Genomic DNA, 25722 nt, shown 5'->3' with positions numbered 1-25722 from the left:
GCTCCCATCCTGCCCGCCCTTGTAGCCTGCACCGCGTGAGTGTTCCCTACCAGCGCCTGACCCGCATCGATGCCCGGTGGCGGTGGTGGCGTCCGCTCGTGGCGCTCGCGTTCCTCGCGGGGTGGTACCTCGTGTCGCAGGTGCTCATCGTCATCGCGTACACGATCCCGGTGGGTGCGACGAGCGGCGCCGAGGGGCTGATCGACTTCGAGCAGAAGCTGTCCAGCGGCGCACTCGACCCGACCGATCCGCTGACGCTCTCGGTGTCGCTCGTGTCCCTCGTGGTGCTCCTGCCCGGGATCGTCCTCGCGGTCCGGATCGCGCGGCTCGGCCGGGGCGTGCTGTCGTCGGTCCGCTTCCGGGTGCGCTGGGGCTGGACGGCCTGGTGCCTGCTCCCGACGCTCGTGATCGCCGCGGTCATGTTCTTCATGCAGGCGCTCTTCCCGCTCGGCGACGGGATGATCACCGGCGACGGCTGGAACCACGCCGCGATCGGCCAGTCCACCGTCACGCTGTCGACGCTCGTGCTCACGATCGCCCTCGTGATCGTGCTCGTCCCGTTCCAGGGCGCGGCGGAGGAGTTCGTCTTCCGCGGATTCCTCATGCAGACCGTCGCCTCGTGGATCCCGCGTCGCGCCGGGACGATCACCGCGGTCGCCGTCTCCACCGTGGTCTTCGCCCTGCTGCACATCCCGAACGGCTACAACGTCTGGGGCATCCTCGACGTCGGCTCGTTCGGTCTCATCGCGGCGATCATCGTGCTCCGCACCGGAGGTCTCGAGGCCACGGTCCTCCAGCACGCGTTCAACAACATCATGATCTTCGTGCTGCAGGCGCCGGGGTGGTCGCGGATCGACCTGCAGTCGCAGGACGCGAACGGGACTCCGGGCGGCTGGCTGGTCAGCCTCGGCACGTCCTTGGCGTACTGGGGCATGGTCGAGCTGCTCGCGAAGTGGCGTGGCCTCGACCGACGCTTCGCAGGTCACCAGGCGCCCCGCTTCCGCGGTCCGGTCCCCGCCTGGGCGGGCGACCCACGGTGGACCCAGCCGGGAGGCACAGGTTGGGACGGCACGCCTGCCCACGCGGCGGGGACGGCCGGTTCGGGTCCGGCGGACGACGCCGGTCGCGCGGACGACGCCGGTCGCGCGGGCGGCGCAGGTCCTGTGGACGGCGTCGGTGCTGTGGACACGACCGCGGGTGTCGCCGGCCGCTCGTAGGCTGGGGGCATGAGCACGACGGCCACGACCTCCCCGTCGCGGTCCGCGGCGCTCGACGTCCTGCACCGGGTGTGGGGCTACGACGACTTCCGCGGGCAGCAGGCCGCGATCATCGACCAGGTCGTCTCCGGCGGTGACGCCCTCGTGCTCATGCCGACCGGAGGCGGCAAGTCGCTCTGCTACCAGGTGCCGGCCCTCGTGCGCGACGGCGTCGGGGTCGTCGTGTCGCCGCTCATCGCCCTCATGCAGGACCAGGTCGACGCCCTCGCCGCGAACGGCGTGCGCGCGGCGTTCCTCAACTCGACGCAGGGCCCGGACGAGCGCGCCCGGGTCGAGCGGGCGGTCGTGTCGGGCGAGGTGGACATGCTCTACCTCGCGCCCGAGCGGCTCCGGCTCGAGAGCACGCGGGCCCTGCTCGACCGCGCCCGCATCGCGCTCTTCGCCATCGACGAGGCACACTGCGTCGCCCAGTGGGGCCACGACTTCCGGCCGGACTACCTCGAGCTGAGCGTGCTGCACGAGCGGTGGCCCGCTGTGCCCCGGATCGCGCTGACCGCCACGGCGACGCCGCAGACCCACCGCGAGATCTCGGCACGGCTCGGCCTCGACGACGCCGCGCACTTCGTCGCCGACTTCGACCGGCCGAACATCCAGTACCGCATCGAGCCGAAGACCGGCGCGCTGCAGCAGCTCCTGACCTTCATCCGGACCGAGCACAGCGGCGACGCCGGCATCGTCTACTGCCTGTCCCGCAACTCCGTCGAACGCACCGCGGCCGCCCTCGCCGAACAGGGCATCCCGGCGCTGCCGTACCACGCGGGGCTCGATGCCCGGGTGCGGGAACGCAACCAGTCGACGTTCCTGCGCGAGGACGGCGTCGTCATGGTGGCGACGATCGCCTTCGGCATGGGCATCGACAAGCCCGACGTCCGGTTCGTCGCCCACCTCGACCTCCCGAAGTCGGTCGAGGGCTACTACCAGGAGACCGGGCGTGCCGGCCGTGACGGACTGCCGTCCACCGCGTGGCTCGCGTACGGCCTCAACGACGTCGTGCAGCAGCGTCGGATGATCGACCAGTCAGAGGGCGATGCCGCGCACCGCCGCCAGCTGAGCGCGCACCTCGACGCCATGCTCGCCCTGTGCGAGACGATCGAGTGTCGACGGGTCCGGCTGCTCGCCTACTTCGGCCAGGAGAGCACGGCGTGCGGCAACTGCGACACGTGTATCGCGCCCCCGGAGTCGTGGGACGGCACGGTCCCGGCGCAGAAGCTCCTGTCGACCGTGGTCCGACTGGAGCGCGAGCGCGGCCAGCGGTACGGCGTCGCACACCTCGTGGACATCCTCGTCGGCAAGCAGACGCCGCGCGTGCAGGAGCTCCGGCACGACTCCCTCGCGACGTTCGGCATCGGCAACGACCTCTCCGAGGGGGAGTGGCGCGCCGTCGCCCGGCAGCTGCTCGCACAGGGGTTCATGGCCGTCTCCGGTGACGGCTACGGCACGATCGTGCTGAGTCCCACGAGCGCGGACGTCCTCGCCGGACGGGTCGTCGTCCGCATGCGCCGCGATCCGGTGAAGGCACCGCGGGCGAGCCGGTCGCGGCGCACCGTCGTGACCGACATGCCGCAGGAGGCCCTCGGGCTGTTCGAGTCCCTGCGCGCCTGGCGAGCCGAGCAGGCGCGGGAGCAGGGCGTCCCGGCCTACGTGGTGTTCAACGACGCGACGCTCCGCGGGATAGCCGCAGTGAAACCCGCCGACGTCGACGCGCTCGGTGAGATCTCGGGGGTCGGATCGGCGAAGCTCGAGCGGTACGGCCGGGCCGTGCTCGACGTCGTCGCCACCGCGGTCGACTGACCGATCTCCGCACTCGGCGGGCCGCATGCCGTGTCGGGCATGTGTCCCCGAACGCGCTCACTACACTCGGAACCTCCCGTCACGAGGAGGCCCGGGTGTCCGGTTCGACGAAGTTCGCCACCGCTCTCAGCCGTGCGGTGGTCACGCCGCTCGCCCGGCTGCTGTGGCGTCCGCGGATCGTCGGACGGCGCAACGTGCCCCGGCACGGCGCCGTGATCCTGGCGAGCAACCACCGGTCCTTCATCGACTCCCCGGCGATCACGCTCATGGCGCCGCGGAAGGTGTCGTTCCTCGCGAAGCAGGAGTACTTCACCGGGTCCGGCGTGAAGGGCGCGCTCTCGCGGGCGTTCTTCGGTGGCATCGGTGCGATCGGCGTCGAGCGCGGGGCCGGGTCGGCGGCGCAGCACGCCCTCGACCTCGGTCTGGAGCGTCTCGAGGCGGGGGAGGCCTTCGCGATCTACCCCGAGGGCACGCGCTCGCTCGACGGCCGCCTGTACAAGGGTCGGACGGGTGTCGCCTGGCTGGCCCTGACGAGCGGTGCGCCAGTGGTCCCGGTGGCACTGACCGGCACCGAGAACGTCCAGCCGGTGGGGTCGAGGATCCCCAGGCTCGCGAAGGTGACGATCGAGTTCGGGAAACCCCTCGACCTGTCGTCCTTCGGTGAGGCGTCGTCCGGACGTGCCCGGCGCCACGCGACGGACGCGGTGATGGCCGCGATCCAGGAGCTCAGCGGGCAGCAGCCGGCGAACGCGTACAACAACCCGCCCGCCACCATCGTCGAACGGGTCAAGCAGGCACTCCGACGCGACGACCCGACCGCAGCCGTCGAACCCGAGTGAGTATTGCGCATCTGAAATACTGATGCTTCAATGGAGGCGTGCCGTCGGCACAGCGAGCGGACCGAACCGCTCGTCGCACACCGACCGGAAGGCAGGCAGCATGTCCTCCACGCCCCTCTTCGACTCCGTCGCCCGCTCACGTGAGCAGGCCGCTGTGCCCGTGCCCGAGATCGCCGCGACCCCCGTCCCGACCTCGCCGATGTCCGCGCCGCTCGGTGCCGGCTCCTCGTCCGCAGTCCCCTCGGCACTCGTCGCTGCGATCGACGACATCCCGGAGCGCGTGGCGGCGAGCATCCGGGACGAGCACCGTGTGACGCCCGAGCAGCTCGTGCTCGTCGAGGCCGTCGCCGACGCGATCACCCGCGCGGTCGTCGACGCCGTCGTGGCCGAGGTCGACCGCATCGCCCGCGACGGCGTCGTCTGCGCCTGAGGCCGGTCGTGACCACCACGACCGAGCAGCCCCCGCTCCCCACTCGGCGTCAGCCCCCGCTCCCCACTCGGCGTCAGCTCCGCGCGGCCGAACGCGAGCGGGACTCCCAGACCACCGGGGCGGCGGTGTCCCCTCCTGCCGCCCCGGTGCCGACACCCGACCTCCCGAGCCGCCGCAGTCTCCGTGCCGCGGAGCAGGCCTCCCGAGGGCCCGGCCCCGCCCGCAGCCTCACCGAGGCCGTCACCGGCGCGGTCGCCCTCCCGTTCCGCGCGATCGGCGACGCCGTGTCGGCCACCCGGGCGATTCCCGTCACCGCGACCGCGGTCGCAGCCTGTCTGGTCGTGTCCGTCGCCACGCCGCAGGCCGCCGTGGCGTCGACACCGCAGGTCACCACCGCGTCCGTCGGCGCCCCCGGGCAGCAGTACGTCGCGCCCGGAGCCGTCGCGGCGGCGGTCGAGCGGGACGCCTTCGACGTCGGTGCACGACGGGCTCCCGCCGGCCGTTCCGACCGGTCGCCTGCTCACGCGTCCGGTCCCGACGTCGTCCGACCGGTTGCGGGGACGATCCCGCCCGCCGGTGGCTTCGGGGGTCGGCAGGTCGCCGGCTGCGGAGCTTGCTCGACGAACCACCAGGGGCTCGACTTCGCGGCCCCGCACGGGGCTCCGGTCGTGTCCGTCCTGGCGGGGCAGGTCGTCTCCGCCGGTGTCTTCGGCGGGTACGGCAACCAGGTCCTCGTCCAGCACGGCGACGGCACGCGGACGCGGTACGGTCACCTCTCCCGGATCGACGTCGTCGTGGGGCAGACGGTCGGTGTCGGTCGACCGATCGGCGCGGTGGGCAGCACGGGTGTCTCGACCGGTGCGCACCTCCACTTCGAGGTCATCGTGGGCGGTGTCGCGACCGATCCCGCACCGTGGCTCTCCGCCCGCGGGGTGCTCTGAACCGGTAGGCGTAGCGTCGGGCCGGTCGCGGCAGGGTGCCGCGCAGGACGGAGTCGCTCGTGCGCGTGTCAGTGTTGGGAACGGGTGCGATGGGTGCCGGTGTCGCGGGGTCCCTCGTGCGTGCCGGCCACGAGGTCACGGTCTGGAACCGGACGCGGGAGCGCGCCGAACCCCTCGCGTCGCAAGGTGCGACGGTCGCGAGCGAGCCGGCCGAGGCCGTCGAGCACGCCGAGGTCGTCCTCCTGACGCTCTTCGACACCGATGCCGTGGTGGACGTGCTCGAGCAGGTCGCGGGGGATGCTCCGGAGGGCGCCGTGTGGGTCCAGGCCTCGACGATCGGCGCCGCCGGGACTGACACGGTCGTCCAGCTGGCGGCGAAGTACGGTGTCACGCTCGTCGAGGCGATGATGCTCGGCACGAAGGCGCCGGCGGAGCAGGGGAAGCTCACGCTCCTCGCCGCGGGGCCCTCGGACGTGCTCGACGGACTCGCCCCGGTGTTCGACGCGATCGCGGTGAAGACCGTCCGCGCCGGCGACCAGGTCGGTCAGGGCACAGCGCTCAAGCTCGCGGCGAACGCCTGGATCGCGTCCGTCACCGCGGCGACCGGGCAGTCCCTCGCGATCGCGCGGTCCCTCGGTCTCGACCCGGCGCTGTTCCTCGAGGCGATCGACGGGAGCGCCAGCGACTCGCCGTACGCGCACACGAAGGGCGAGACGATGATCCGGGGCGAGTTCCCGGCGCAGTTCGCGCTCGACGGGTTGCGGAAGGACATCGGTCTCATCGCCGAGGCGGCGCGCGATGCCGGGGTCTCGACGGTGCTCCTCGACGCCCTGGGCCGGGTGTACGCCGACGCGAGCGCGGCCGGGCACGGCGGCGACGACGTCGCGGCGGTCGGTACGGCGTTCTGACCGAGGTGCACCGCCTCCAGGCGGCCCGCGTCCTGCAGTCCGGCCCGACGCGCGCCGCACGGCAGCAGCTCAGTGCCGGCGGAGCCACCGCCGCACCGCGCCCGTGAGCCGTCCGACGGCCTCGTCGTTCATGGTGTTCGCGAGGTCGAACGCTTCGTGCGCAGGATCGGACCCGGCGCGGATCCGCCGGAGCGCGGCGTCCGCACGAGCCCGGGCGTCGAGCTCGGCCAGCGGCATGTCGTCCTCGGGATGGCGCCCCTCGGTGCCGGGGTCCGCGCGTGTCATGCGGTGAGGCTACGCGACGGCGACGTCGTCCGACTGTGCGTCCGCCGGAGCGATGTGGTCGACGACCCGGGTCATGTCCTCGAGGAAGGACACGATGACCCGGAGCTCCGATCCGCTCAGCGAGGAGGCGACTTCAGCGCCGCTCTCGTCCAGCTGGTCGAGCACCCGGAACGCCTGGCGCATCGATTCACCGGACGCGGTCAGGAACACCCCTCGGCGGTCGTGCGGGTCGGGGTGCCGCTCGATGTGACCGCTGCGGACGAGTCGGTCGACGAGAGCGGAGGTCGACGCGGCGGTGATGCCGAGTTCCTCCGCGAGCTGCTTGGAGTTCATGCGCCGTCCGGACTGCTCGGCGTCGATCAGCACCCGGAGTGCGAGGAGCGCGTTCTCCCCGACGCCCAGCGCCTCGCGGGCTCGACGCTGTGCGGCGTTCTCGGCCGTGCGGTAGCGGCGGAGGGCGTTCAGCACGTCGACCGCGTCGACCCTCGAGCGATCGTCGTACCAGTACCCCGCCGAGTTGGTGACTTCCTCGGTGGACATACCACAATGCTAGACGCTCTAGTTAGATTGTCTAGCAAGCGCGCGTCGATCGGCCACGCAACACCGGTGACCCCCGCCCGAAACACCCCGGCAACGACCGCTCAGTAGGTTCGCCGCATGCGGGTGCGGACGTGCTGAGCCATCTCGCCGGGAGCGTCTTCCGCCTCGGCGCCGCCGTCGAGCACACCGATGCCGTGGCCCGGCTCCTGGACGTCTACGTGGCTCGGCGACACCCGTCGGTCGCGCCACCGGTCCAGACGACCTCCGCCGCGCTCCGGGCGGTCGTCGGCGCCGTCGTCCGTCGCGACGCGGACCTCGCGGTCACCCTCGACGCCCTGGCGCTCGACCGCCACGAGCCGGCCTCCATCGCGAGTGCGATCGCGGTCGCCCGGGACAGCGCGCGCCGGGCTCGCGAGGTCGTGTCCACCGAACTCTGGGACTGCCTGGACGTGACCCGTTCCCGAATGCCGCGCAAGGTCGGCGGGGACCGTGCGCACGACTTCCTCACCTGGGCGAAGGAACGCAGCGCCCTCGCCGTCGGGGTCGTCGACGGGGACGCCAGCCGCGACGAGGTGTGGGCGTTCTTCACTCTCGGTCGGTCGCTCACGCGGTGCCGGACGACCGCGGCACTGCTCGGTTCCGAACTGCTCGACCCCGGATCCGCCGAGTCGTGGTCGGACGCGCTGCGCGGCTGCGGTGCCCGCGAGGCGTTCCACCGCGGAGCCCACCACGACGTCGAACCCGCCGAGGCTGCCGCGTTCCTGCTCCTCGACACGAACAGCCCGCGTGCGCTCGGCTTCCTCGCCCACCGAGCGGCCGAGGGGCTCGCGAGCGTGGCTCCGGCGTGCGTGGCCGAGCAGGTCGCGGGGTTCCGACGCGCGGTCGCGGCTCTCGACGCGGTCGCGACCGAGGACGCGCTGACCGCACTGCCCGGTGTGACGACGCACCTCGCGGCCGCCGCTGCGGCGGTCGACAGGGCGCTCGAGGAGCGCGTGTTCCAGGTGGTCGCCCCCGTCACCTGACCCGTGTCCTCAGGCGCACCACGGGACGGACGGGAGGCGCGTGGCGGCGCCGCACCGCGCCTCCAGGCCGACAGGCGGCCGCGTCGGTGACGTGGCGGGTGTCAGACGCCGCTCGACCGGTTCGCGACCGCCTCGTCGCGCGAGAGGTCCTGCCGCAGCGCCGCCCGCGCCGCCCGCGGGCTCACGATCGGCACCGCGTGCGTCACGGCGAGGTGCAGTCGGGAGTCGGCGTCGTACCGGAGCCGGAGGCGCTCGAACCGGACGAGCCAGACCAGCGCGATCGCGAGGGCGACGAAGCCGGAGGCCGCACCGACCCCGATGGCCCACCGCGGTCCGGCGGCGTCGGCGATCGCGCCGACGATGGGGGCGCCGATCGGGGTGCCGCCCGCGAAGATCGCCATGTAGAGCGCCATGACCCGACCGCGCATCGCGGGTGCCGTGGTGGTCTGCACGAGGGCGTTCGCGGTCGTCATGAAGGTCAGCGAGGCGAGCCCGACGAACATGAGGACGACCGCGAAGCTCCAGTACGTGGGGGCGAACGCAGCGGCCGTGCAGGCGATGCCGAAGCCGGCCGACGCGATCACGAGCGTGCGCATCCGGGGGCGGTCCCGTCGTGCCGACAGCAGGGCGCCGAGGACCGAACCGATCGCCATGACCGAGTTGAGCAGGCCGAACTCGCCGGCGCCGCGGTGGAACTCGATGCGGGCCATCGTCGAGGTGAAGATCGGGAAGTTCACGCCGAACGTCCCCACGACGAAGATCATGCACAGCACGACGATGATGTCCGGCCGTGTCCGCACGTACCGGAAACCGGCGACGATCTGGCCCTTGCCGCGCTTGGCCCGCGGGCGGTCGGCGAGCTGTGCCGGGTCGACGAACCGCAGCGCGAGGAGCACGGCCAGGAACGACGCCGCGTTGATGACGAAGACCCAGCCGGAGCCGATCGCCGCGATGAGCACACCGGCGACGGCGGGGCCGATGAGTCGTGCGGCGTTGAACGACGCGGAGTTGAGCGCCACGGCGTTCGACACGTGCTCGCCCTGCACGACGTCGGAGACGAAGGTCTGCCGGATCGGGGTGTCGAACGCGGCGACGACGCCGAGCGCGAGCGCGAAGCCGTACAGCGACAGCAGGGTCGCGGTGTGGGTGAGCACCATCACGCCGAGCCCGAGGCCGAGCGCGCCCATCAGCCCCTGCGTGAGCATGAGCATCTTCCGGCGGTCGAAGCGGTCGGCGACGAGCCCGGTGACGGGCAGGAGGAGCAGCTGCGGCCCGAACTGGAGCGCCATCGTGACACCGACGGCGACCGCGTCGTTGTCGGAGAGCTGCGTGAGGACGATCCAGTCCTGCGCGGTGCGTTGCATCCAGGTGCCGACGTTGGACACCAGGGCACCGGCGAACCAGATGCGGTAGTTGCGTCCCGAGAGGGACCGGAACATGGCCGTCACTGCTGCGCGAGCCTCCTCATGATCTCGGTGGCGTCGGCGAGCGTCTGGCGCTCGGCCGGCGTGAGGGCGGTGAGCCGCGGGCTCAGCCAGCCGTCGCGGCGTCGTCGGGTCTCCTCGACGAAGGCCGCGCCGGCGTCGGTGGTGCCGATGAGCACCTTGCGGCGGTCGTCGCCGTGCAAGCGCTTCGACACGAGTCCGCGCTCGGTCAGGACCGCGACGGTCTTCGTCATCGACGGCGGGGTCACGCCGTCCTGCCGGCTGAGGTCGGCGAGGGTCATCGCTCCGTCGCGGTGCAGTCGGGCGAGGGCGGAGAACTGCGCGTCCGTGACCGTCTGGTCGGCCTTCTGGTTGCGCAGGGTCCGCGAGAGCCGGTTCACCGCGATGCGGAGATCGGTCGCGAGCGACGCACGGGTGGCGGTGGGGGACATTATCGTTAGCCTACCAAATTAGTTCAGTGAACGAACCAGTTGTGCGCAGAGCGGACCCGGAACGGCCGCCGCAGGTGTACCGTTCGGACTGTGGGCAACAGGTGTTGCTCAACTGAACGGAAGAAGGAGCACATGTCCGAGTTCGAGGGCAAGGTCGCCGTCGTCACCGGTGGCGGCAGCGGCATCGGCGAAGCAATCGCGAAGGAGCTCGCTGCGGCGGGCGCGAAGGTCGTCGTCACCGACATCAAGGACGACGCCGCACAGCGGGTCGTGTCGGAGATCGAGGCCGCGGGCGGCACCGCGAGCGCGTTCGAGGCGAACTCCGCGCTGGCCGCCGACAACGAGCGCATGGTGCAGTTCGCCGTCGACACGTACGGAGCGCTGCACCTCGCCGTGAACAACGCCGGCATCGGGGCCGCCCCGCAGCCCATCGGCGAGTACGACGTCGACGCGTGGGACCGCGTGCGTGCGGTCGACCTCGACGGTGTCTTCTACGGGCTCCGCTACGAGATCCCCGCGATGCTCGCCGCCGGCGGTGGCGCGATCGTGAACATGTCGTCGGTGCTCGGCTCGGTCGGCATCGCCCAGAACGCCGCGTACGTCGCCTCGAAGCACGCACTCGTCGGGCTGACCAAGGTCGCCGCGCTCGAGTACACGGCGAAGGGTGTCCGCACGAACGCGGTCGGCCCCGGCTTCATCGACACCCCGCTCGTGCGCTCGTCGCTCTCCGCCGAGGCGCTCTCGGCCCTCGAGCAGGAGCACGCCGCCGGTCGGCTCGGCACCGACGCCGAGGTCGCCGCGCTCGTGCTGTTCCTCCTGAGCGACAAGGCCTCGTTCATCAGCGGCAGCTACCACCTGGTGGACGGCGGCTACAGCGCCCACTGACGTGGGCACGCGGACGGGAGGCCCGGATCACCTGACCGCCCCCGGTCACGTGATCCGGGCCTCCCGTCCGTCTCAGTGGAACTGCGGGATCGTCATCCAGATGCCGAAGAGCACGGCGGCGATGCAGACCGCGAAGCACAGCCCGGCACCCGCCAGGGCGAGCGGGGGCGTGTGGCCGGACCGCGGGGTCTCCTGCGCGTCCTGCGTCCGCTCGCCACCCGCGTTGACCGGCTGGCCGGTCCCGAGCAGCCGCAGGCCCAGCGTGTAGAGCAGCACCACGCCCACCGCCGCGACGAAACCCACCCACGCGACCGTCCCGATCGCACCGAAGTCGATGTCCATCTGGTCCTCCGGTCAGGCCGCGACCGGCTGCCGGGCCGGCTGCTCGTCGTTGACGCTGTCCTGCGTCACCGGCTTGCGGCGCGCGAGGAAGAAGAAGCCGAGGCCCGCCGCCAGGGCGAGGACCGCGACGAGGACGAGCCCGATCGTCGAGGTCGCTGCCACCGCCGTCGCGAGGGCACCGACGACCGCGGCCGCCGGCAGCGTGATCACCCAGGCGACGACGATCCGCCCGACGACGGACCAGTGCACGTCCGCGAGCTTCTTGCCGAGGCCCGACCCGATCACGGAGCCGCTCGTGACGTGGGTGGTCGACAGGGCGAACCCGAGGTGCGACGACACGAGGATCGTGGCGGCCGAGCTGGCCTCCGCCGCGAAGCCCTGCGGCGACTGCACGTCCGAGATGCGCTTGCCGACCGTCCGCATGATCCGCCACCCGCCCATGTAGGTGCCGAGGCCGATCGCGAGTCCGCACGCCAGGATCACCCAGAGCGCCGGTCCGCTGCCCGACGGCTGGTAGTCCGCGGCGATCAGGGTCAGCGTGATGACGCCCATGGTCTTCTGTGCGTCGTTCGTGCCGTGCGCCAGCGAGACGAGCGACGCCGAGATCGTCTGCCCGTGCCGGAACCCGGTCGCGGCGCCGTGCGTCGTGGCGTTCTTCGTCAACGAGTAGGCGAGGTACGTCGCGACGAGGGCGATCACACCCGCGATGACCGGGGAGAGCAGCGCCGGGAGCACGACCTTCGACACGACCGTGGCCCAGTCGACCGAGTTCAGTCCGGCGCCGATGATGGACGCGCCGATGAGCCCGCCGAACAGTGCGTGCGTGGACGACGACGGCAGGCCGAAGTACCACGTGGCGAGGTTCCACAGCACGGCGCCGACGAGTCCCGCGAAGATCATCACGGGGGAGATGTGGATGCCGTCCTGGCCCTCGCGGATGATGCCCTGCGAGACGGTCTTGGCGACCTCGGTGGAGAGGAACGCGCCGACCACGTTGAGGACGGCGGAGATGAGCACGGCGGTCCGGGGCTTCAGGGCACCCGTGGCGACCGAGGTGGCCATGGCGTTCGCGGTGTCGTGGAAGCCGTTCGTGAAGTCGAACACGAGGGCCACCACGATCACCAGCACGACGGTGACGAGGACGTCCATGCGCGGAACGGTAGGCCCGCTCGGAGCCTGCTGCGTGAACGCCGGGTGAACACGCCACCGAACCCGTGCGGCACCGGCGCGTCTGCGAGGATGCAGAGGTGCCGACCTTCTCCGCAGCACGAGGGGACTCCTCGTTCACCGACGCCCACGGCGTCGAGATCGTCTACTCCACCTGGCGAGCCGGCAAGCCGAAGGGCATCGTGCAGATCGCCCACGGTGTCGGTGAGCACTCGCTGCGCTACGAGCCGCTCGCACAGGACCTCGTGCGCGCCGGCTGGACCGTGCACGCCAACGACCACCGCGGGCACGGCCGCACCGGGCTCGCGCAGTGGGACGGCGACCACGCGAAGCTCGGCCGGCTCGGCCCCGGGGGCTTGCGTGCAGTGATCGCGGCGGTCGAGCAGCTCAGCGCCCTCGCCCGCGAGGACACCCCCGGCGTCCCGCTCGTCCTGCTCGGGCACTCGTGGGGCTCGCTCATGGCGCAGCGGATCGTCAACACGTCGAGTGCGCTCTACGACGGCGTCGTGCTCTCCGCGACCGCGTACCGGCTGCCCGGGTGGATGAACAGCGGGGACCTCAACGCCCGGTTCGCCGGGGCCGGACCGACGAAGTACGAGTGGATCAGTCGCGACCGCGCGGTGATCGACGCGATCGGCCTGGATCCACTCGCGGTCGAGGCCGACGTCATCCGGCTCTTCGGCCTCCCGGACACCCTCCGGCTGCTCGGGGTCCCGCGTCGGGGCATCCCGCACGACCTCCCGATGCTCCTGCAGGTCGGCTCCGACGACACCCTCGGCGGGCCGCGGTCCGTCGAGCGCCTGGCGCGGGCGTACCGGTCGCGCGGGAGGCTGTCGGACGTCGAGGTTCGCGTGTACGAGGGGGCGAGGCACGAGGTCTACAACGAGACCAACCGCGACGAGGTCGTGGGCGACCTCGTCGCGTGGCTGGAGCGCGCGGTCGCGCGCTGAGTGCCGGCGTCCGTGACGGGCGCGACCACAGGACGGGCTGGAGGCACGGGGCGGGCCCGCCACGGGCCTCCAGGCCGAGAGACGGGGACGACGATGACCGCACGCGACACCGAGGTGCTGGTGACGCGCCTCGACGAGGCGGCGACGGTGGCGCTCGAGCGGCGGGAGCCGCCCGGTCGGCGCTACGCCCAGTGGGCGGCGGACGCCCAAGCCCGCGGCGAGCTGACCGTCCTCGTCGCCTGGGTCGGCACGGAGCCGTCCGGCGCGCTCCGCATCGGCGTCGCGCAGGACAACCCGGACGCCCGCCGCCTCTACGAGCGGGCCGGGTACGTCGCGACCGGCGAAGTCGAGGAGTACGACTACACCTTCGTGGGCGACGACGGTCGGTGGGTCACCGCGCACGAGGCCTCCGTGTACCTCGCCAAGGACCTCCGTCGCGGGGACTGACGACCGCCCGGCCGAGGCCCGCGGGCGTAGGGTCGTCGTGTGCACGGTGAGTACAAGGTCCCAGGCGGGAAGCTCGTCGTCGTCGACCTCGAGGTCGTCGACGGGTCGATCCAGGAGTTCCGGCTCGCCGGTGACTTCTTCCTCGAACCGGACGACGCGCTGCCGCTGATCGACGCCGCCGTGAACGGCCTGCCGTCGACGACGGACGCCGCCGGGATCGCCGCCGCCGTCCGCGGCGCGCTGCCGGAGGGGGCGCAGCTGCTCGGCTTCACGCCGGAGTCGGTCGGGGTCGCCGTCCGCCGGGCGCTCTCGCGGGCGTCCTCGTGGCAGGACTACGACTGGGAGGTCATCCACGAGGGGCCGATCTCCCCGAACGAGCACCTCGCGCTCGACCAGGTGCTCACCGAGGAGGTCGGGGCAGGCCGTCGTGGTCCGACGCTCCGCCTCTGGGAGTGGGACGAGTCCGCGGTCGTGATCGGCTCGTTCCAGTCCCTCAAGAACGAGGTCGACCCCGAGGGGGCCGCGAAGTACGGCGTGCAGGTCGTGCGGCGGATCTCCGGTGGCGGCGCGATGTTCATGGAGGCGGGCGCGATCATCTCCTACTCGCTCTACGTGCCGGCGGACCTCGTGCAGGGCATGACCTTCGCCGACTCGTACGCCTACCTCGACGAGTGGGTGATCGAGGCGCTGAAGTCGCTCGGGATCGACGCGTACTACCAGCCGCTCAACGACATCACCTCGGCGAAGGGGAAGATCGGCGGCGCCGCGCAGAAGCGCCTCGGCACCGGAGCCGTGCTCCACCACGCCACGATGAGCTACGACATGGACGGCCAGAAGATGGTCGAGGTGCTCCGGATCGGCCGCGAGAAGATGAGCGACAAGGGCACGACCTCGGCGGCGAAGCGCGTCGACCCGCTGCGCTCCCAGACCGGCCTGCCCCGTGCGGAGGTGATCGAGCGGCTGATCGGCACGTTCACGAAGCTCTACGGCGCGCACGAGGGGCACGTCACCGAGGCCGAGCGGCAGCGGGCACAGGAGCTCATCGACACGAAGTTCGCGACGAAGGAGTGGCTCGAGCGCGTCCCGTGAGCTGACGGCGCCGCCGCGGGGCGCTGCGGCGCGGTGCCGCCGCGGAGCGCTGCGGCGCGGTGCCGCCGCGGAGCGCTGTCGCCGCGGCACGGCGTCACCGCGGAGCGCTGCTCAGGGTGCCGTGCTGAGCGCGTGGGCGAGGCCCCGCACCAAGAGCGCACGCGATCGGTCCGTCGAGGCGCCGTCCGGGTCGCTCGCGGACGACCGCGTCAGGCCGTCGACCACGGCGATGACGGCGTCGGCCGCGACCGGCGTGGGCACCGCGAGGACGACGTCGTGCGTCGACGTCCAGTGCCGCAGCGCTGCGTCGACCGCGTCACGCCAGAGTCGGCGCTCCGCCTCGAGCAGCGGACCGTCCCCAGCGGCACCCGGTCCGCCGGCACTCATGGCCTCGAGCAGGCGGAAGCGTTCGGGTTCGGTGCGGACCAGCTCGATCCACGCGGCCACGGCGGCGTCGAGTGCTGCCGTGAGATCGTCGTGGGCGTCGGCCGCACCGAGCACGCGGGGGAGCGACGCGCGGGCCTGGCGCTCGAGCAGGGCGACGACGAGGTGCCTCCGGGCGCCGAAGACGTAGTGGACCACGCCGTGGGCGACCCCGGCGCGGACAGCCACGGCACGGGTCGTCAGTCCGCCGAGCCCCTCGTCGCGGACGACGAGGGCCGCGGCGTCGAGCAGCTCCTCACGCCGGTCGGCACGACTGCGGTACCCGCGCGTCCCCTCGACCTCCGTCATCACAGGAAGCGTACGGCGCGTGCGCAGGGTCGTGCTGGACGATGAATCTGGCCACTTGGCCGAATCAGGGAGGAGCCCCCATGGAGATCGTCGTCCGAGCCGCTGCGGAGCACGAGCTGCACGCCGCCGCCACCGTCCTGGCCGAGGCCTTCGCCGAGGACCCGGTGCTCGCCGAGATCCGGCCTCCGCGTTCCGGCGAGCACCGCGTGGCCGTGCTCGGGCGGCTGTTCGCCGCCCTGATCCGAGCGGTGCCGGAGCGGTCCCGCGCCGTCGACGTCGCGATCGCGCGTGACCGGGTCGTGGGCGCGGCGTTCTGGCAGGCGCCGCTCCCGCACCGAGGCGGGCTCCGGGCGTTCGTGCGGCAGGTGCCGGAACTCGTGCGGGTGCTCGGGACCGCGGGCGGAGTCCGGGCGCTCGCCCACCTGCGCCGGATGGAGCGTGCCCGCCCGGCCGCGCTGCACTGGTACCTCGCCGAGATCGGCGTGTCGGAGGCCGTGCGCGGGCAGGGTGTCGGCGGGCTGCTGCTCGAGCACGCACTCGACCGGGTGGACCGGCGACGGCAGGGGGCGTACCTGGAGTCGTCGACCCCGCACAACCGACGGCTCTACCGGCGGCACGGGTTCGCCGACGGCGCGCCGCTCACCGGGTTCACGTCCGCGGCGCCCGTGTCGATGTGGCGGCCCGCGGTGGACCAGACCGTCGGGCCGCGGCCGGCCTAGGGCTTCGCGCCGTTGCCGTACGAGCCGTGCAACGTGGTGTCCTCGAACGCCGTCCGCTCGATGACCGAGTGCACCTCGTCGAGCACCGCCTGGTCGACCGAGTCCACGCCGATGGTGAGCGAGCCGTAATCGACCCGCATCGTGGACGGGATCGTCGCGTCCAGACCCGCCACGTGCGGGGTCGCGGCGAGTGTGGCGAGCCCCTGCGCGATCGCCGTCGACGTGCTGCGGGGGATCACCTGGTCGAACGTGCCCTCGTAGTGCGTGGTGCTCGCGATGTGCCCGGTACCGGCCGGCACGGTGAGCGTGAGGCCGACGCCGGTCCAGGCGAGTTCCTCGGCCATCGTGCTCGGGACCGCGCCGACCTCGGCGGGGGAGGCCGACACATCGGTGACGACCACGAAGCGCGACGAGAAGTGGTTCGTCGTCACCTCGCGGGTCGGGCAGGAGGGATCGGGAGCGGTGCTCGGTGCGTTCGTGGTCGTCTCGACTGCGCGGTCCACGCCCGGCAGCGCCCGGACGGCTCGGAGGGCGGACGCGACCTCGCGCGCGACGGTCGGGTCGAGCGTCGCCTCGGGGGTGGGGGTCGCCGTCGACGGGTCCGTCGGTCCGGAGCGCTCGGGGGAGTCGCCGACCGCGGGACAGGGAGCCGAGCCGCCGCTGCCGCTGCCGCTGCCGTGGAACGCCTGGCGTGCGATCCCCTCCGCCGTCGAGCAGCCGGTCAGGACGGCCGCGCAGAGCACGACGACGAGGGTTGCTCGGAGACGGCGCATCGCTCCAGTCTGCACGACGGGCGATGCGGTCCCAGCGCCGGAAAGGTGGTCGGCGGCCCGGGAGGGGGGAACCGGGCCGCCGCCCCACCAGTCTCGGTGTCCTCCCCAAGAACGACGTGTGTGGATCAGGAGAATCCCCCGCGCGGCTGATGTCGGCACCCGGAGCCCCACGTAGCGTCGTGCACGTGAACTGGTTGATCCTCCTGGGGGCGGTGGCCGCAGCGGTCGTCGCGATGTGGGTCGCCGATCGCGTGGGGTGGATCGACCTGTCGAACAAGGCCACGCGCTCGGGCGGCTCCGGCGGCGTCGTGTCGATGATGGACGAGGTCTTTGCGCCGACACGGCACGAGGCCCAGGCCGAGTACGAACGGCAGTCGCGTCTGCCGCGAGAGGCCCCGACGCCCGCCGACGACGACCATGACCTGCTCAGCGGGCACGTGCTCATCAAGGTGCCGGGGGTCCGAGCGGGCGGCCGGCACGAGGTCCGCGCCGGGACGCACGACCGCACCTACTGACCGGTCGGAGCCGCCCCGGCGCCGCGACGCGCCGACGCCGCTCAGCGCGCGGTGAGCTCCTGGTAGTCCGGGTGCCGCTCGATCCAGGCCTTGACGTAGCTGCACTGCGGCACGACGGTGCGGGACGAGTTCGCGCGCACGTCGTCGAGCGCCGCCTGCACGAGCATGGATGCGTGGCCGCCGCCGCGGTGCTCGGGGTCCACCTCGGTGTGCACGAAGCGGATCTCGTCGCCCTCGATCTCGTACGCCGCGAGTCCGATCACCTCCCCGTCCTCGACGAGGGAGTACTGCTGCTGCTCGGTGTCGTTCCGGACCTCGGGTGTCGCCATGTCCGCGACGCTACGCCCGGGCGGCCGGTGAGCGCACTGTGAACCGCGCTCCGTACGCGAGGATGGACCCGTGCACGACGACCGCGGACCGGACCGGGTGGTCCACGGGGACGCCCTCGACGTCCTGCCGACCCTCGACGACGGCTCCTTCACGCTCGTCTACCTCGACCCGCCGTTCAACACCGGCCGGAAGCAACGGCGACACGCGAGCACCGCGGTCAGGAGCACGGGTGACACGGCGCCGGGCGCCCCCGGGCGACGCGAGACCGTCACCGGCTTCCGCGGCGGCACGTACGAGCGGGTCCGTGGCGACCTGCTCCGCTTCGACGACCGGTTCGACGACTACTGGTCGTTCCTCGAGCCGCGGCTGCTCGAGGCGTGGCGGGTGCTCGCCGACGACGGGACGCTCTACCTGCACCTCGACTACCGGGAGTCGCACTACGCGAAGGTGCTGCTCGACGCGCTCTTCGGCCGTGAGTCGTTCCTCAACGAGATCGTCTGGGCCTACGACTTCGGGGCGAAGTCGAAGACCCGGTGGCCGACGAAGCACGACACGATCCTCGTCTACGTGAAGGACCCCGCCCGGTACCACTTCGACTCGGCGGCGGTGGACCGCGAGCCGTACATGGCGCCGGGGCTCGTGACGCCCGAGCAGCGGGAGCGCGGCAAGCTGCCGACGGACGTCTGGTGGCACACGATCGTGTCGCCGACCGGCCGTGAGAAGACCGGTTACCCGACGCAGAAGCCCGAGGGCGTCCTCCGCCGCATCGTCCAGGCGTCTTCGCGCGAGGGCGACTGGGTGCTCGACTTCTTCGCCGGCAGCGGCACCACCGGGGCCGTCGCGACCACCCTCGGGCGTCGCTACGTGCTCGTCGACGACAACGCAGCGGCGATCGACGTCATGCGTCGGCGCCTGCCCGGCGCGACGTTCTCCGCCGTCGGCTGACGACGGAGGACGGGCGGCTGGTCGGTCGGTCGACTACTCGGCCGAGTGGCGGCCGTGCGGGTGGTCGCCCTGGTACGGCCGGGAGGCACGACTCGCCTCCGCCGGGTCGGCCTGCGGCGCCGTCGTGGTCGCGTCCGGGGCAGACCCCGCCGATCCGTCGGCCGGTGCGGCGTGCGCCGGACGGGTCCGGATGGTGCCCGTCGTCGTCGGCGGCTCGTCCACCGGCGCGGCAGCCGAGTGCGCGCCGTGGGTCGTGGCGTCGGGCAGCGGGGCACGGGTGTCCGCGGAAGTGGGAGCCGAACGTCCGTCGGACGCGACCGGCGTGGCGGGGGAGGCCGTGCCTCCCGGCCGGTCCTGACGGGGGACCGTCACGTCCGGCGAGGTCGGGACCACGTCCGTCGACCCGGTGTGGGGCGTGACGAGCGAACCCGTGTTCGCAGCGGCCTCCTGCGCGTCGGCGGTGAGGCGGTCCTGCCCGCCCTTCGCGGCGTTCGCCTGCTCCTGCAGTGCCGACACCTTCCGGAGCGGCGGGACCCGGAAGAACCAGGTGAGCACGAACGCGAGCAGGATCACGCCGAGGCCGACGTAGTAGACGGTGACCGCGGAGCTGCTGAAGCCGACGAGGAAGGACCGGGTGAGCCGCGGGTCCGCGCCGTTGAGGAACGACGTGTCGCTCGTCGTCGAGGAACTCGACGAGCTCGTCGTGCCCTTCTCGAGCTGCTTCTTGATCGTCGGAGCGACCTCGTCGACGACGTTCCTGCGCTGCGTCGCGTTCGAGTAGTCGATCTGGACCGTCCCGTCGACGACCTCGGCCTTCGCCTGGGACGCGACCTGCTCGAGCGCCTGCTGCTCGGCGTCGGGCTTGGCTGCCGCGACCTGTTCGGCGATGACGGAGTCGGCGGAGGCTGCCGGGACCTGCCCGGCGGCGACGGCCTGCTGGACCTTCGCGGTGACCTGCTTCGTGACGGCCTCGTCCGCGGCGGCCTTGGCCTTCGCGGCGCCCGCGTTGAGCTGGTCCTGCACGTTCGACTGGATCGGGTCGACGATCTTGTTCCAGACCTGCTCCATGACCGCCTTGTTGTCCGCGGCGTTCGCGACGGACGGGGTCAGCGCGGCGTTGAGACTGCTCTTGAGCGTGGACTCGTTCTGCAGCGCCGTCGTGATGTTCGTCGGCATGAGCGAGAACAGGACGGAGAGCAGGACAGCCGTGCCCATGGTGCCGCCGATCTGGCGGAAGAACGTCGCGGCGCTCGTGGCGACACCGATGTCGCGCGGGGACACCGAGTTCTGCGCGGCGAGGGTCAGGGTCTGCATGAGCTGCCCGAGCCCGAGGCCGATGCCGAACATGCCGAGCATGAGGAACCACAGCGGGCTGTCCGCCGTGAGGAACGTCAGCACCGTGAAGCCGATCGCGGTGAACGCCGTGCCCGTGACCGGGAAGACCTGGTACTTGCCCGTGCGGGAGATGATCTGACCCGAGGCGATCGACGCGATCATCAGGCCGAGGACCATCGGCAGCATCGCGAAGCCGGACTCGGTCGGCGTGACGCCCTTCACGATCTGCAGGTACAGCGGGATGGTGAGCATCGCGCCGAACATGCCGAACCCGACGAGCACGCTGAGGACCGCGGCCATCGAGAAGACGTGCGAGTTGAAGAGCTTCAGCGGCAGGATCGCGTTGTCGCCCATCGCCCGCTCCACGATGACGAACGCGATGAGCCCCAGGAGGCCGATGGCGTAGCAGGCGATCGACCCGGCCGACCACCAGCCCCAGTCGCGGCCCTGCTCGGCGACGAGGAGCAGCGGGACGAGGGTGACGATGACGAGCGCCGCACCCCACCAGTCGATGCGGGGCTTGCCGCGGTCGCCGAACTTCGGCAGGTGCAGGAACGTCGTCACCATGATCAGCGCGATGATGCCGATCGGGACGTTGATGAGGAACACCCAGCGCCAGCCCGCGATGAACACGATCTCGTTCGCGCCGGCGAACAGGCCGCCGACGAGCGGGCCGATCACGGACGAGATGCCGAACACCGCGAGGAAGTAGCCCTGGTACTTGGCGCGCTCACGCGGAGCGAGCATGTCGCCCATGATCGCGAGCGGGAGGGACATGAGACCACCGGCGCCGAGGCCCTGCAGGGCGCGGAAGCCGGCGAGCATGAGCATTGAGGTCGAGAACGACGCGAGCAGCGACCCCACGATGAAGATGCCGATCGCGGTGAGGAACAGCGGGCGGCGACCGAAGATGTCGGAGAGCTTGCCGTAGATCGGCGTGGTGATCGTCGACGCGATCAGGTAGCCGGTCGTCACCCACGCCTGCTGGTCGAGGCCGTGGAGGTCGTCACCGATGGTGCGGATCGCGGTACCGACGATCGTCTGGTCGAGGGCGCCGAGGAACATGCCGGCCATCAGGCCGTAGATCACCAGCAGGATCTGCCGGTGGTTCATCACGGCGTTCGAGGACGTCGTGGGAGCCGCGGGTGCGGTCGCGGTCTGGGTCATGAGCAGGTCTCCCGAAACTTTGCGCTGGGTGCAAAGTTACAACCTCCGCAAGGCGAAGGTCCGCCCGGAGCCCGTTCCTGAGTGGATCGGCAGACCTCCGGCTGCTGCCGACCAGCCGGAGGCTACGCCTGCGTCCCGCTACGCGCCGAGGGCTGCGTCGACGATCTCCTTGGCCTCGCGCTGCACCTGCTCGAGGTGCTCCTGCCCGACGAAGCTCTCGGCGTAGATCTTGTAGACGTCCTCGGTGCCGGACGGCCGAGCTGCGAACCACGCCTTGTCCGTGACCACCTTGACGCCGCCGACCGCCGCGTCGTTGCCCGGCGCCTTCGAGAGCTTGGCGGTGATCGGGTCGCCCGCGAGCGTGTCCGCGGCGATGGCGTCGCCGTCGAGCTTCGACAGGCGGGCCTTCTGCTCCTTGCTCGCCGCGGCGTCCACCCGCTGGTAGACCGGCGCGCCGAACCGCTCGGTCAGCTCGGCGTAGAGCTGCGACGGGGTCTTGCCGGTCACCGCGATGATCTCCGACGCGAGGAGCGCCAGGATGATGCCGTCCTTGTCGGTCGTCCACGCGGTGCCGTCCTTGCGCAGGAAGCTCGCACCGGCGGACTCCTCACCGCCGAACGCCACCGAGCCGTCGATCAGGCCCGGCACGAACCACTTGAACCCGACCGGGACCTCCCACAGCCGTCGTCCGAGGGACTCCGCGACCCGGTCGATGATGCTCGACGAGACGAGGGTCTTGCCGATCGCGGCGTCGTCACGCCACTCGGGCCGGTGGGCGTACAGGTACTCGATCGCGACCGCGAGGTAGTGGTTCGGGTTCATCAGGCCGCCGTCCGGCGTCACGATGCCGTGCCGGTCGGAGTCGGCGTCGTTGCCCGTCAGCACGTCGAACTCGTCCTTGCGTGCGACCACCGAGGCCATCGCGCTCGCGCTCGACGGGTCCATGCGGATCTTGCCGTCCCAGTCGAGGGTCATGAACGCCCAGGTCGGGTCGACCTCGGGGTTCACCACCGTGAGGTCGAGGCCGTAGTGGTCGCGGATGCGCTCCCAGTACGGCAGGGACGCCCCGCCGAGGGGGTCGGCACCGATGCGGACGCCGGCGCGCTTGATCGCGTCCATGTCGATGATGTTCTCGAGATCGGCCACGTAGGAGCCGAGGTAGTCGTAGCCCTCGGCCGCGGTGTCGTCCTGGCGACGCACCTCGGCGTTGCCCCCGGCGATGATGGCGTTCGCGCGGTCGGCGATCCAGCTGGTGGCGTCGCTGTCGGCCGGGCCACCGTGCGGGGGGTTGTACTTGAAGCCACCGTCGCGGGGCGGGTTGTGGCTCGGGGTGATGACGATGCCGTCCGCCGTGTCCGGGTTGCCGGCGCGGTTGTAGGCGATGATCGCGTGGCTGAGGGCCGGGGTCGGGACGAAGCCGTCGGCGCTGTCGGCGAGCACCCGGACGCCGTTCGCCGCGAGGACCTCGAGCGCCGTCCGCTCGGCCGGGGCCGAGAGTGCGTGGGTGTCACGACCGATGAAGAGCGGGCCGTCGGTGCCCTGCTGGGTCCGGTACTCGACGATCGCCTGCGTGATCGCGGCGATGTGGGTGTCGTTGAACGCGGTGTCGAGGGACGAACCGCGGTGCCCGGAGGTACCGAACACGACCTTCTGCTCGGGGACGGAGACGTCCGGGACGCGCTCGTGGTACGCGGCGAGCAGGGCGTCGAGGTCGACGAGGTCGTCGGCGGTCGCAGGGGTTCCGGCGCGGTCGTTCATGTCCCCATCCTGGCACCCGGTGGTGGTGCGCGTGCTGGTCGTCCGTCCCGGCGCGCGCGACGGACCGTGCGGCGTCTGCCGGAACGGAGCGAGCGGCCGCCCGAGCCGGATCGGTGGGGGGACGATCCGGTGGGCGACCGCTCGCGGTCTGTGGGGTGGCGCTGTCCGAGGTGGGGGTCAGGCCGTGCGGAAGGAGCCCGTCGCCGTGCGGAGCGAGCCGGTCGCGGTCCGGAACGAACCCGTCGCCGTCCGGACCGGACCCGTGGCCGTGCCGCGCCCGGACCGTGTGTCGACGAAGCGTCCGAGCGGTCGGGCGACGGCGACGCCCGTGTAGGTGCCGAGTGGACGCTGTGCCGCGGTCGCGGTGTACGCGCCGAGCTCGTCGCGCCGCGTGGTGCCGCTCACGTACGAGCCGCCGAAGGGGAAGTCGCGGTTCTGCATGTGCACGATGGTACCGCCGTGTCTTGCATCATGCAAAACAACCGGTTGCGCGATGGGCCTGGTCAGGCGATGAGCTCGCAGAACGTCCGGCCGTCGGCCGTCCAGCTCTGCCGAGCGAGCAGCCCCGCGTCGGCCGCGTGGCCGTGGAGGGCGTCGAGCCCGGTCTCGGCCCACGGGAACGCGGCGCTCTCGTGGCCGTCGGCGTCGACCACGCGGGCGGTGTACGCCCGGTCGGCGTCACGGTCCGGGTTCGTCTCGACGACCACGCGGCCGCCGACACGCACGATCGCCCGACACCGGGCGAGGAGCGCCGTGGGGTCGCCGCCGATGCCGATGTTCCCGTCGATCACGAGTGCGGTGTCCCAGTGGCCCTCGTCGGGCACCGGGTCGAAGACCGAACCCTGCACCGCCCGACCTCCGGAACGGCGGGCGATCGCGACGGCCTCGGCGGAGACGTCCACGCCGAGCGACGGCAGGCCCACGGCCCGCGCGGCGACGAGCATCCGACCCGGGCCGCAGCCGATGTCGATGACCGGACCGTCGGCATCGTCGAGCAGCGACCGGTCGACACGGTCGGCGGCGGCGCTCCAGCGCCCGACGTCCATCGTCGTGACCGTGCCGGGTCGGCTCGGGTCGGTCAGTCGGAGGCGTCCGTCGGAGCGGAGGGCACGAGCGTACGGCTCGCCGCCGCCGGCGCCGAAGGTCATCGGGGCGTGCATGGTCATCGGGCACCTCCGGAGGTCGTGCGTTCGGACGCCAGGGCGGCGGCGAACGCGGAGTCGGGCGCGAGTTCGGCCACCCGGTCGGCGTCGGCGATCTCGTCCACGTCGAGGAGGGGTGCGAGGTCACCGACGTCGAGTCCGGCGTCCACCAGTCGGGCGCGCTGCACCGCCCCCGTGTCGTCCTTCGACATCGGCACACCGCGGATGAGTGCACCGTCGGGAACGTGCAGGTACAGCGCCCAGAACCCGCCGTCCTCCGCCGGTCCGAACCAGGCGTCGCGCTCCGGCTGCTCGAACACCGCGGCGACGTCCGACGGGCGCACCTGCGGCGTGTCCATGCCGACCAGGAGCAGCGGCCCCTGGACGGCGTCGAAGAGGGTGCCGAGGCGCTCGTCGAGGTCTCCGGTCGGCTGGGGCAGGACGTGGAAGCCCTCGGCCGCAGCCGGGACGACCTCGCCGTCGAAGAACAGGATCCGACGGGCGGCCGGCAGCGCGCGCACCGTCGCCAGCGTGTCGGACAGGCTCGCGGCCGCGACGCGGGCGGCGCCCTCGGGGCCGAGCGCCGGGATGAGGCGGGTCTTCACGCGACCGGGCAGGCACTCCTTGGCGACCACCGCGACCGTCACGGCGGTCACGAGCGCGCCCCCTCGACGGGACCGGCCACGCGCTCGAGGGGAGCGGTGTCGGTGGGGGTGGGGCGTGCCTCCAGGCCGGTCGTGCCCGTCGTGGTGGGGGCTGCCGCGTCGGGGGTGGCGTCGGTGACCGTGCGAGGACGGCGCTCGCCGGAGCGGTAGGCGCGGAGGAGGCGCGACATGTCGCGGACCGCGTTGACCGTGCCGCGGAGCGTGCCGGTCACCTTGCTGTCACCGATGCGTTGCGCGTAGCCGATGTCGCTCTCGTCGACGCGGAGGCCGGCGGCGTGCGCCGCGAGGACCATCTCGAGCGGGTAGCCGCTGCGGCGGTCCTGCAGGTCGAGCGCGACGAGCTGCTCGCGGCGCATCACGCGCATCGGCCCGAGGTCGCGCAGCCGGTAGCCGGTGGCGCGGCGCATGAGGACGGCGAGCACGCGGTTCGCGAAGCGTGCGTGCGGTGCCCACGCACCGCGCGAGGTCGGGACGCGGCGGCCGAGTGCGAGGTCGGTGCGACCCGACGCGACGCGGTCGAGCAGGCCTGGTAGCTCGGCAGGGTCCATCGAGGCGTCCGCGTCGCAGAACGCGACGAAGTCGGCGGTGGCGGCGGCGACGCCCGCGGCGCACGCGGAGCCGAATCCGCGGCGGGGCTCGGTGACGACCGTGGCGCCGTGCGCGCGGGCGACGTCGGCCGAGCCGTCGGTCGAACCGTTGTCGACGACGATCGCCCGGTAGCCCTGCGGCAGCCGCCCGATCACGCGGGGGAGGGCGTCGGCCTCGTCGAGGCACGGCAGGATCACGTCGACGTTCATGCCGTCTGTTCGGTGCGGACGGCCGGATCGACGGGGGTCACCGTGCGGATCGGGG

Annotated in this window: 29 protein-coding genes; 14 read left to right on the top strand and 15 right to left on the bottom strand. The window is 72.2% G+C overall.

The window, feature by feature from the left end; translation table 11 throughout:
* Positions 1-35: 35 nt before the first annotated feature.
* The 6 genes from ACIPYW_RS02655 to ACIPYW_RS02630 all read left to right on the top strand — a co-directional run bounded on the left by ACIPYW_RS02655 (position 36) and on the right by ACIPYW_RS02630 (position 6186).
* Entirely contained in the window at positions 36-1217 is a 1182-nt protein-coding gene (locus tag ACIPYW_RS02655; RefSeq protein ID WP_400410509.1) for a lysostaphin resistance A-like protein, read from the top strand.
* 9 nt (positions 1218-1226) lie between these two features.
* On the top strand, positions 1227-3068 hold the full coding sequence (recQ, locus tag ACIPYW_RS02650; RefSeq protein WP_400410507.1) for a DNA helicase RecQ: 1842 nt from the start codon (positions 1227-1229) through the stop codon (positions 3066-3068).
* 95 nt (positions 3069-3163) lie between these two features.
* Entirely contained in the window at positions 3164-3907 is a 744-nt protein-coding gene (locus ACIPYW_RS02645) for a lysophospholipid acyltransferase family protein (protein WP_400410506.1), read from the top strand.
* 100 nt (positions 3908-4007) lie between these two features.
* A complete protein-coding gene (locus ACIPYW_RS02640) occupies positions 4008-4337 on the top strand; it encodes a hypothetical protein (protein WP_400410504.1) in 330 nt (109 codons plus the stop codon).
* Between the two features lie 8 nt (positions 4338-4345).
* On the top strand, positions 4346-5278 hold the full coding sequence (locus ACIPYW_RS02635) for a peptidoglycan DD-metalloendopeptidase family protein (RefSeq protein WP_400410502.1): 933 nt from the start codon (positions 4346-4348) through the stop codon (positions 5276-5278).
* A gap of 65 nt (positions 5279-5343) precedes the next feature.
* Positions 5344-6186, top strand: a complete 843-nt coding sequence (locus ACIPYW_RS02630) for an NAD(P)-dependent oxidoreductase (protein WP_400410500.1) — start codon at positions 5344-5346, stop codon at positions 6184-6186.
* 69 nt (positions 6187-6255) lie between these two features.
* Here the strand turns inward: ACIPYW_RS02630 and ACIPYW_RS02625 are convergent, their stop codons facing one another.
* Both ACIPYW_RS02625 and ACIPYW_RS02620 read right to left on the bottom strand, forming a co-directional pair.
* The gene (locus ACIPYW_RS02625; RefSeq protein WP_400410498.1) at positions 6256-6471 is read right to left on the bottom strand and encodes a hypothetical protein; all 216 of its coding nucleotides are present in this window, start codon (positions 6469-6471) and stop codon (positions 6256-6258) included.
* A 9-nt stretch (positions 6472-6480) separates the two neighbouring features.
* A complete protein-coding gene (locus ACIPYW_RS02620; RefSeq protein WP_058725235.1) occupies positions 6481-7011 on the bottom strand; it encodes a MarR family winged helix-turn-helix transcriptional regulator in 531 nt (176 codons plus the stop codon).
* Between the two features lie 131 nt (positions 7012-7142).
* On the opposite strand from ACIPYW_RS02620, the gene ACIPYW_RS02615 reads away from it, so the two are divergent.
* Positions 7143-8033 carry an alpha-E domain-containing protein gene (locus ACIPYW_RS02615; protein WP_400410495.1) on the top strand — a complete coding sequence of 297 codons (891 nt, stop codon included), beginning with the start codon at positions 7143-7145 and terminating at the stop codon, positions 8031-8033.
* A 101-nt stretch (positions 8034-8134) separates the two neighbouring features.
* Here the strand turns inward: ACIPYW_RS02615 and ACIPYW_RS02610 are convergent, their stop codons facing one another.
* Both ACIPYW_RS02610 and ACIPYW_RS02605 read right to left on the bottom strand, forming a co-directional pair.
* The gene (locus ACIPYW_RS02610) at positions 8135-9472 is read right to left on the bottom strand and encodes an MFS transporter (protein WP_400410493.1); all 1338 of its coding nucleotides are present in this window, start codon (positions 9470-9472) and stop codon (positions 8135-8137) included.
* Positions 9473-9477: 5 nt separating this feature from the next.
* Positions 9478-9909 (bottom strand): MarR family winged helix-turn-helix transcriptional regulator, encoded by a 432-nt coding sequence (locus ACIPYW_RS02605; RefSeq protein WP_290132768.1) that lies wholly within the window; start codon positions 9907-9909, stop codon positions 9478-9480.
* A gap of 132 nt (positions 9910-10041) precedes the next feature.
* Between ACIPYW_RS02605 and ACIPYW_RS02600 the strand changes: the two genes are divergently transcribed.
* Positions 10042-10794 carry an SDR family NAD(P)-dependent oxidoreductase gene (locus ACIPYW_RS02600; protein WP_400410491.1) on the top strand — a complete coding sequence of 251 codons (753 nt, stop codon included), beginning with the start codon at positions 10042-10044 and terminating at the stop codon, positions 10792-10794.
* A gap of 72 nt (positions 10795-10866) precedes the next feature.
* Here the strand turns inward: ACIPYW_RS02600 and ACIPYW_RS02595 are convergent, their stop codons facing one another.
* Together ACIPYW_RS02595 and ACIPYW_RS02590 are read right to left on the bottom strand one after the other, a co-directional pair.
* Positions 10867-11136, bottom strand: coding sequence for a hypothetical protein (locus ACIPYW_RS02595; protein WP_400410489.1), 270 nt, complete (start codon positions 11134-11136; stop codon positions 10867-10869).
* A gap of 12 nt (positions 11137-11148) precedes the next feature.
* Positions 11149-12285: an anion permease gene (locus ACIPYW_RS02590; RefSeq protein WP_400410487.1), complete on the bottom strand. Its 1137-nt coding sequence runs from the start codon at positions 12283-12285 to the stop codon at positions 11149-11151.
* Positions 12286-12383: 98 nt separating this feature from the next.
* On the opposite strand from ACIPYW_RS02590, the gene ACIPYW_RS02585 reads away from it, so the two are divergent.
* The 3 genes from ACIPYW_RS02585 (at position 12384) to ACIPYW_RS02575 (ending at position 14789) form a co-directional block, all read left to right on the top strand.
* Positions 12384-13253 (top strand): alpha/beta hydrolase, encoded by an 870-nt coding sequence (locus tag ACIPYW_RS02585; protein ID WP_400410485.1) that lies wholly within the window; start codon positions 12384-12386, stop codon positions 13251-13253.
* A gap of 93 nt (positions 13254-13346) precedes the next feature.
* Complete coding sequence (locus tag ACIPYW_RS02580; RefSeq protein ID WP_400410483.1) at positions 13347-13700, top strand: hypothetical protein; 354 nt, start codon at positions 13347-13349, stop codon at positions 13698-13700.
* A gap of 39 nt (positions 13701-13739) precedes the next feature.
* Positions 13740-14789 (top strand): biotin/lipoate A/B protein ligase family protein, encoded by a 1050-nt coding sequence (locus ACIPYW_RS02575; RefSeq protein WP_400410481.1) that lies wholly within the window; start codon positions 13740-13742, stop codon positions 14787-14789.
* Positions 14790-14900: 111 nt separating this feature from the next.
* Here ACIPYW_RS02575 and ACIPYW_RS02570 read toward each other — a convergent pair whose 3' ends face one another.
* The gene (locus ACIPYW_RS02570) at positions 14901-15521 is read right to left on the bottom strand and encodes a TetR/AcrR family transcriptional regulator (RefSeq protein ID WP_400410480.1); all 621 of its coding nucleotides are present in this window, start codon (positions 15519-15521) and stop codon (positions 14901-14903) included.
* A gap of 80 nt (positions 15522-15601) precedes the next feature.
* Between ACIPYW_RS02570 and ACIPYW_RS02565 the strand changes: the two genes are divergently transcribed.
* On the top strand, positions 15602-16240 hold the full coding sequence (locus ACIPYW_RS02565) for a GNAT family N-acetyltransferase (protein WP_400410478.1): 639 nt from the start codon (positions 15602-15604) through the stop codon (positions 16238-16240).
* Here the strand turns inward: ACIPYW_RS02565 and ACIPYW_RS02560 are convergent.
* Entirely contained in the window at positions 16237-17013 is a 777-nt protein-coding gene (locus ACIPYW_RS02560) for a hypothetical protein (RefSeq protein ID WP_400410476.1), read from the bottom strand. The two genes, ACIPYW_RS02565 and ACIPYW_RS02560, sit on opposite strands and share 4 nt — an antisense overlap.
* Positions 17014-17198: 185 nt before the next feature.
* On the opposite strand from ACIPYW_RS02560, the gene ACIPYW_RS02555 reads away from it, so the two are divergent.
* Entirely contained in the window at positions 17199-17528 is a 330-nt protein-coding gene (locus tag ACIPYW_RS02555) for a hypothetical protein (RefSeq protein ID WP_400410475.1), read from the top strand.
* A 41-nt stretch (positions 17529-17569) separates the two neighbouring features.
* Here ACIPYW_RS02555 and ACIPYW_RS02550 read toward each other — a convergent pair whose 3' ends face one another.
* Positions 17570-17857 (bottom strand): GNAT family N-acetyltransferase, encoded by a 288-nt coding sequence (locus ACIPYW_RS02550; RefSeq protein ID WP_290132756.1) that lies wholly within the window; start codon positions 17855-17857, stop codon positions 17570-17572.
* Between the two features lie 70 nt (positions 17858-17927).
* Between ACIPYW_RS02550 and ACIPYW_RS02545 the strand changes: the two genes are divergently transcribed.
* Positions 17928-18803 carry a DNA-methyltransferase gene (locus tag ACIPYW_RS02545; RefSeq protein WP_400410472.1) on the top strand — a complete coding sequence of 292 codons (876 nt, stop codon included), beginning with the start codon at positions 17928-17930 and terminating at the stop codon, positions 18801-18803.
* Positions 18804-18836: 33 nt separating this feature from the next.
* Here the strand turns inward: ACIPYW_RS02545 and ACIPYW_RS02540 are convergent, their stop codons facing one another.
* The 6 genes from ACIPYW_RS02540 to ACIPYW_RS02515 form a co-directional block, all read right to left on the bottom strand.
* The gene (locus tag ACIPYW_RS02540; RefSeq protein ID WP_400410470.1) at positions 18837-21305 is read right to left on the bottom strand and encodes a DHA2 family efflux MFS transporter permease subunit; all 2469 of its coding nucleotides are present in this window, start codon (positions 21303-21305) and stop codon (positions 18837-18839) included.
* Positions 21306-21443: 138 nt separating this feature from the next.
* On the bottom strand, positions 21444-23063 hold the full coding sequence (gene pgm, locus ACIPYW_RS02535) for a phosphoglucomutase (alpha-D-glucose-1,6-bisphosphate-dependent) (RefSeq protein ID WP_400410468.1): 1620 nt from the start codon (positions 23061-23063) through the stop codon (positions 21444-21446).
* Positions 23064-23240: 177 nt separating this feature from the next.
* On the bottom strand, positions 23241-23504 hold the full coding sequence (locus ACIPYW_RS02530) for a hypothetical protein (RefSeq protein WP_400410466.1): 264 nt from the start codon (positions 23502-23504) through the stop codon (positions 23241-23243).
* Between the two features lie 62 nt (positions 23505-23566).
* The gene (locus ACIPYW_RS02525; protein WP_400410465.1) at positions 23567-24229 is read right to left on the bottom strand and encodes a methyltransferase domain-containing protein; all 663 of its coding nucleotides are present in this window, start codon (positions 24227-24229) and stop codon (positions 23567-23569) included.
* Positions 24226-24861 (bottom strand): DUF2064 domain-containing protein, encoded by a 636-nt coding sequence (locus ACIPYW_RS02520; RefSeq protein ID WP_400410463.1) that lies wholly within the window; start codon positions 24859-24861, stop codon positions 24226-24228. The genes ACIPYW_RS02525 and ACIPYW_RS02520 overlap by 4 nt, the downstream gene beginning before the upstream one ends.
* Positions 24858-25667 (bottom strand): glycosyltransferase family 2 protein, encoded by an 810-nt coding sequence (locus ACIPYW_RS02515; RefSeq protein WP_400410461.1) that lies wholly within the window; start codon positions 25665-25667, stop codon positions 24858-24860. Before ACIPYW_RS02515 ends, ACIPYW_RS02520 begins: the two co-directional genes overlap by 4 nt.
* Positions 25668-25722: the final 55 nt, after the last annotated feature.

This window comes from Curtobacterium sp. NPDC089689 (genome assembly GCF_044749145.1).
In the GTDB taxonomy this organism is placed as follows: Bacteria; Actinomycetota; Actinomycetes; order Actinomycetales; family Microbacteriaceae; genus Curtobacterium.
Note: the sequence above shows the minus strand (reverse complement) of the source record. Positions and strands in the feature narration are given on the sequence as shown.

What these genes read in the sequence shown, in the direction of transcription:
- ACIPYW_RS02515 (WP_400410461.1), bottom strand. Translation starts at nt 25,667, where the DNA reads ATGAACGTCGACGTGATCCTGCCGTGCCTCGACGAGGCCGACGCCCTC.
- ACIPYW_RS02565 (WP_400410478.1), top strand. Translation starts at nt 15,602, where the DNA reads ATGGAGATCGTCGTCCGAGCCGCTGCGGAGCACGAGCTGCACGCCGCC.
- ACIPYW_RS02595 (WP_400410489.1), bottom strand. Translation starts at nt 11,136, where the DNA reads ATGGACATCGACTTCGGTGCGATCGGGACGGTCGCGTGGGTGGGTTTC.
- ACIPYW_RS02550 (WP_290132756.1), bottom strand. Translation starts at nt 17,857, where the DNA reads ATGGCGACACCCGAGGTCCGGAACGACACCGAGCAGCAGCAGTACTCC.
- ACIPYW_RS02610 (WP_400410493.1), bottom strand. Translation starts at nt 9,472, where the DNA reads ATGTTCCGGTCCCTCTCGGGACGCAACTACCGCATCTGGTTCGCCGGT.
- ACIPYW_RS02625 (WP_400410498.1), bottom strand. Translation starts at nt 6,471, where the DNA reads ATGACACGCGCGGACCCCGGCACCGAGGGGCGCCATCCCGAGGACGAC.
- ACIPYW_RS02640 (WP_400410504.1), top strand. Translation starts at nt 4,008, where the DNA reads ATGTCCTCCACGCCCCTCTTCGACTCCGTCGCCCGCTCACGTGAGCAG.
- ACIPYW_RS02605 (WP_290132768.1), bottom strand. Translation starts at nt 9,909, where the DNA reads ATGTCCCCCACCGCCACCCGTGCGTCGCTCGCGACCGATCTCCGCATC.
- ACIPYW_RS02560 (WP_400410476.1), bottom strand. Translation starts at nt 17,013, where the DNA reads ATGCGCCGTCTCCGAGCAACCCTCGTCGTCGTGCTCTGCGCGGCCGTC.
- ACIPYW_RS02600 (WP_400410491.1), top strand. Translation starts at nt 10,042, where the DNA reads ATGTCCGAGTTCGAGGGCAAGGTCGCCGTCGTCACCGGTGGCGGCAGC.
- recQ (WP_400410507.1), top strand. Translation starts at nt 1,227, where the DNA reads ATGAGCACGACGGCCACGACCTCCCCGTCGCGGTCCGCGGCGCTCGAC.
- pgm (WP_400410468.1), bottom strand. Translation starts at nt 23,063, where the DNA reads ATGAACGACCGCGCCGGAACCCCTGCGACCGCCGACGACCTCGTCGAC.
- ACIPYW_RS02540 (WP_400410470.1), bottom strand. Translation starts at nt 21,305, where the DNA reads ATGACCCAGACCGCGACCGCACCCGCGGCTCCCACGACGTCCTCGAAC.
- ACIPYW_RS02580 (WP_400410483.1), top strand. Translation starts at nt 13,347, where the DNA reads ATGACCGCACGCGACACCGAGGTGCTGGTGACGCGCCTCGACGAGGCG.
- ACIPYW_RS02525 (WP_400410465.1), bottom strand. Translation starts at nt 24,229, where the DNA reads ATGACCATGCACGCCCCGATGACCTTCGGCGCCGGCGGCGGCGAGCCG.
- ACIPYW_RS02620 (WP_058725235.1), bottom strand. Translation starts at nt 7,011, where the DNA reads ATGTCCACCGAGGAAGTCACCAACTCGGCGGGGTACTGGTACGACGAT.
- ACIPYW_RS02530 (WP_400410466.1), bottom strand. Translation starts at nt 23,504, where the DNA reads ATGCAGAACCGCGACTTCCCCTTCGGCGGCTCGTACGTGAGCGGCACC.
- ACIPYW_RS02590 (WP_400410487.1), bottom strand. Translation starts at nt 12,285, where the DNA reads ATGGACGTCCTCGTCACCGTCGTGCTGGTGATCGTGGTGGCCCTCGTG.
- ACIPYW_RS02570 (WP_400410480.1), bottom strand. Translation starts at nt 15,521, where the DNA reads ATGACGGAGGTCGAGGGGACGCGCGGGTACCGCAGTCGTGCCGACCGG.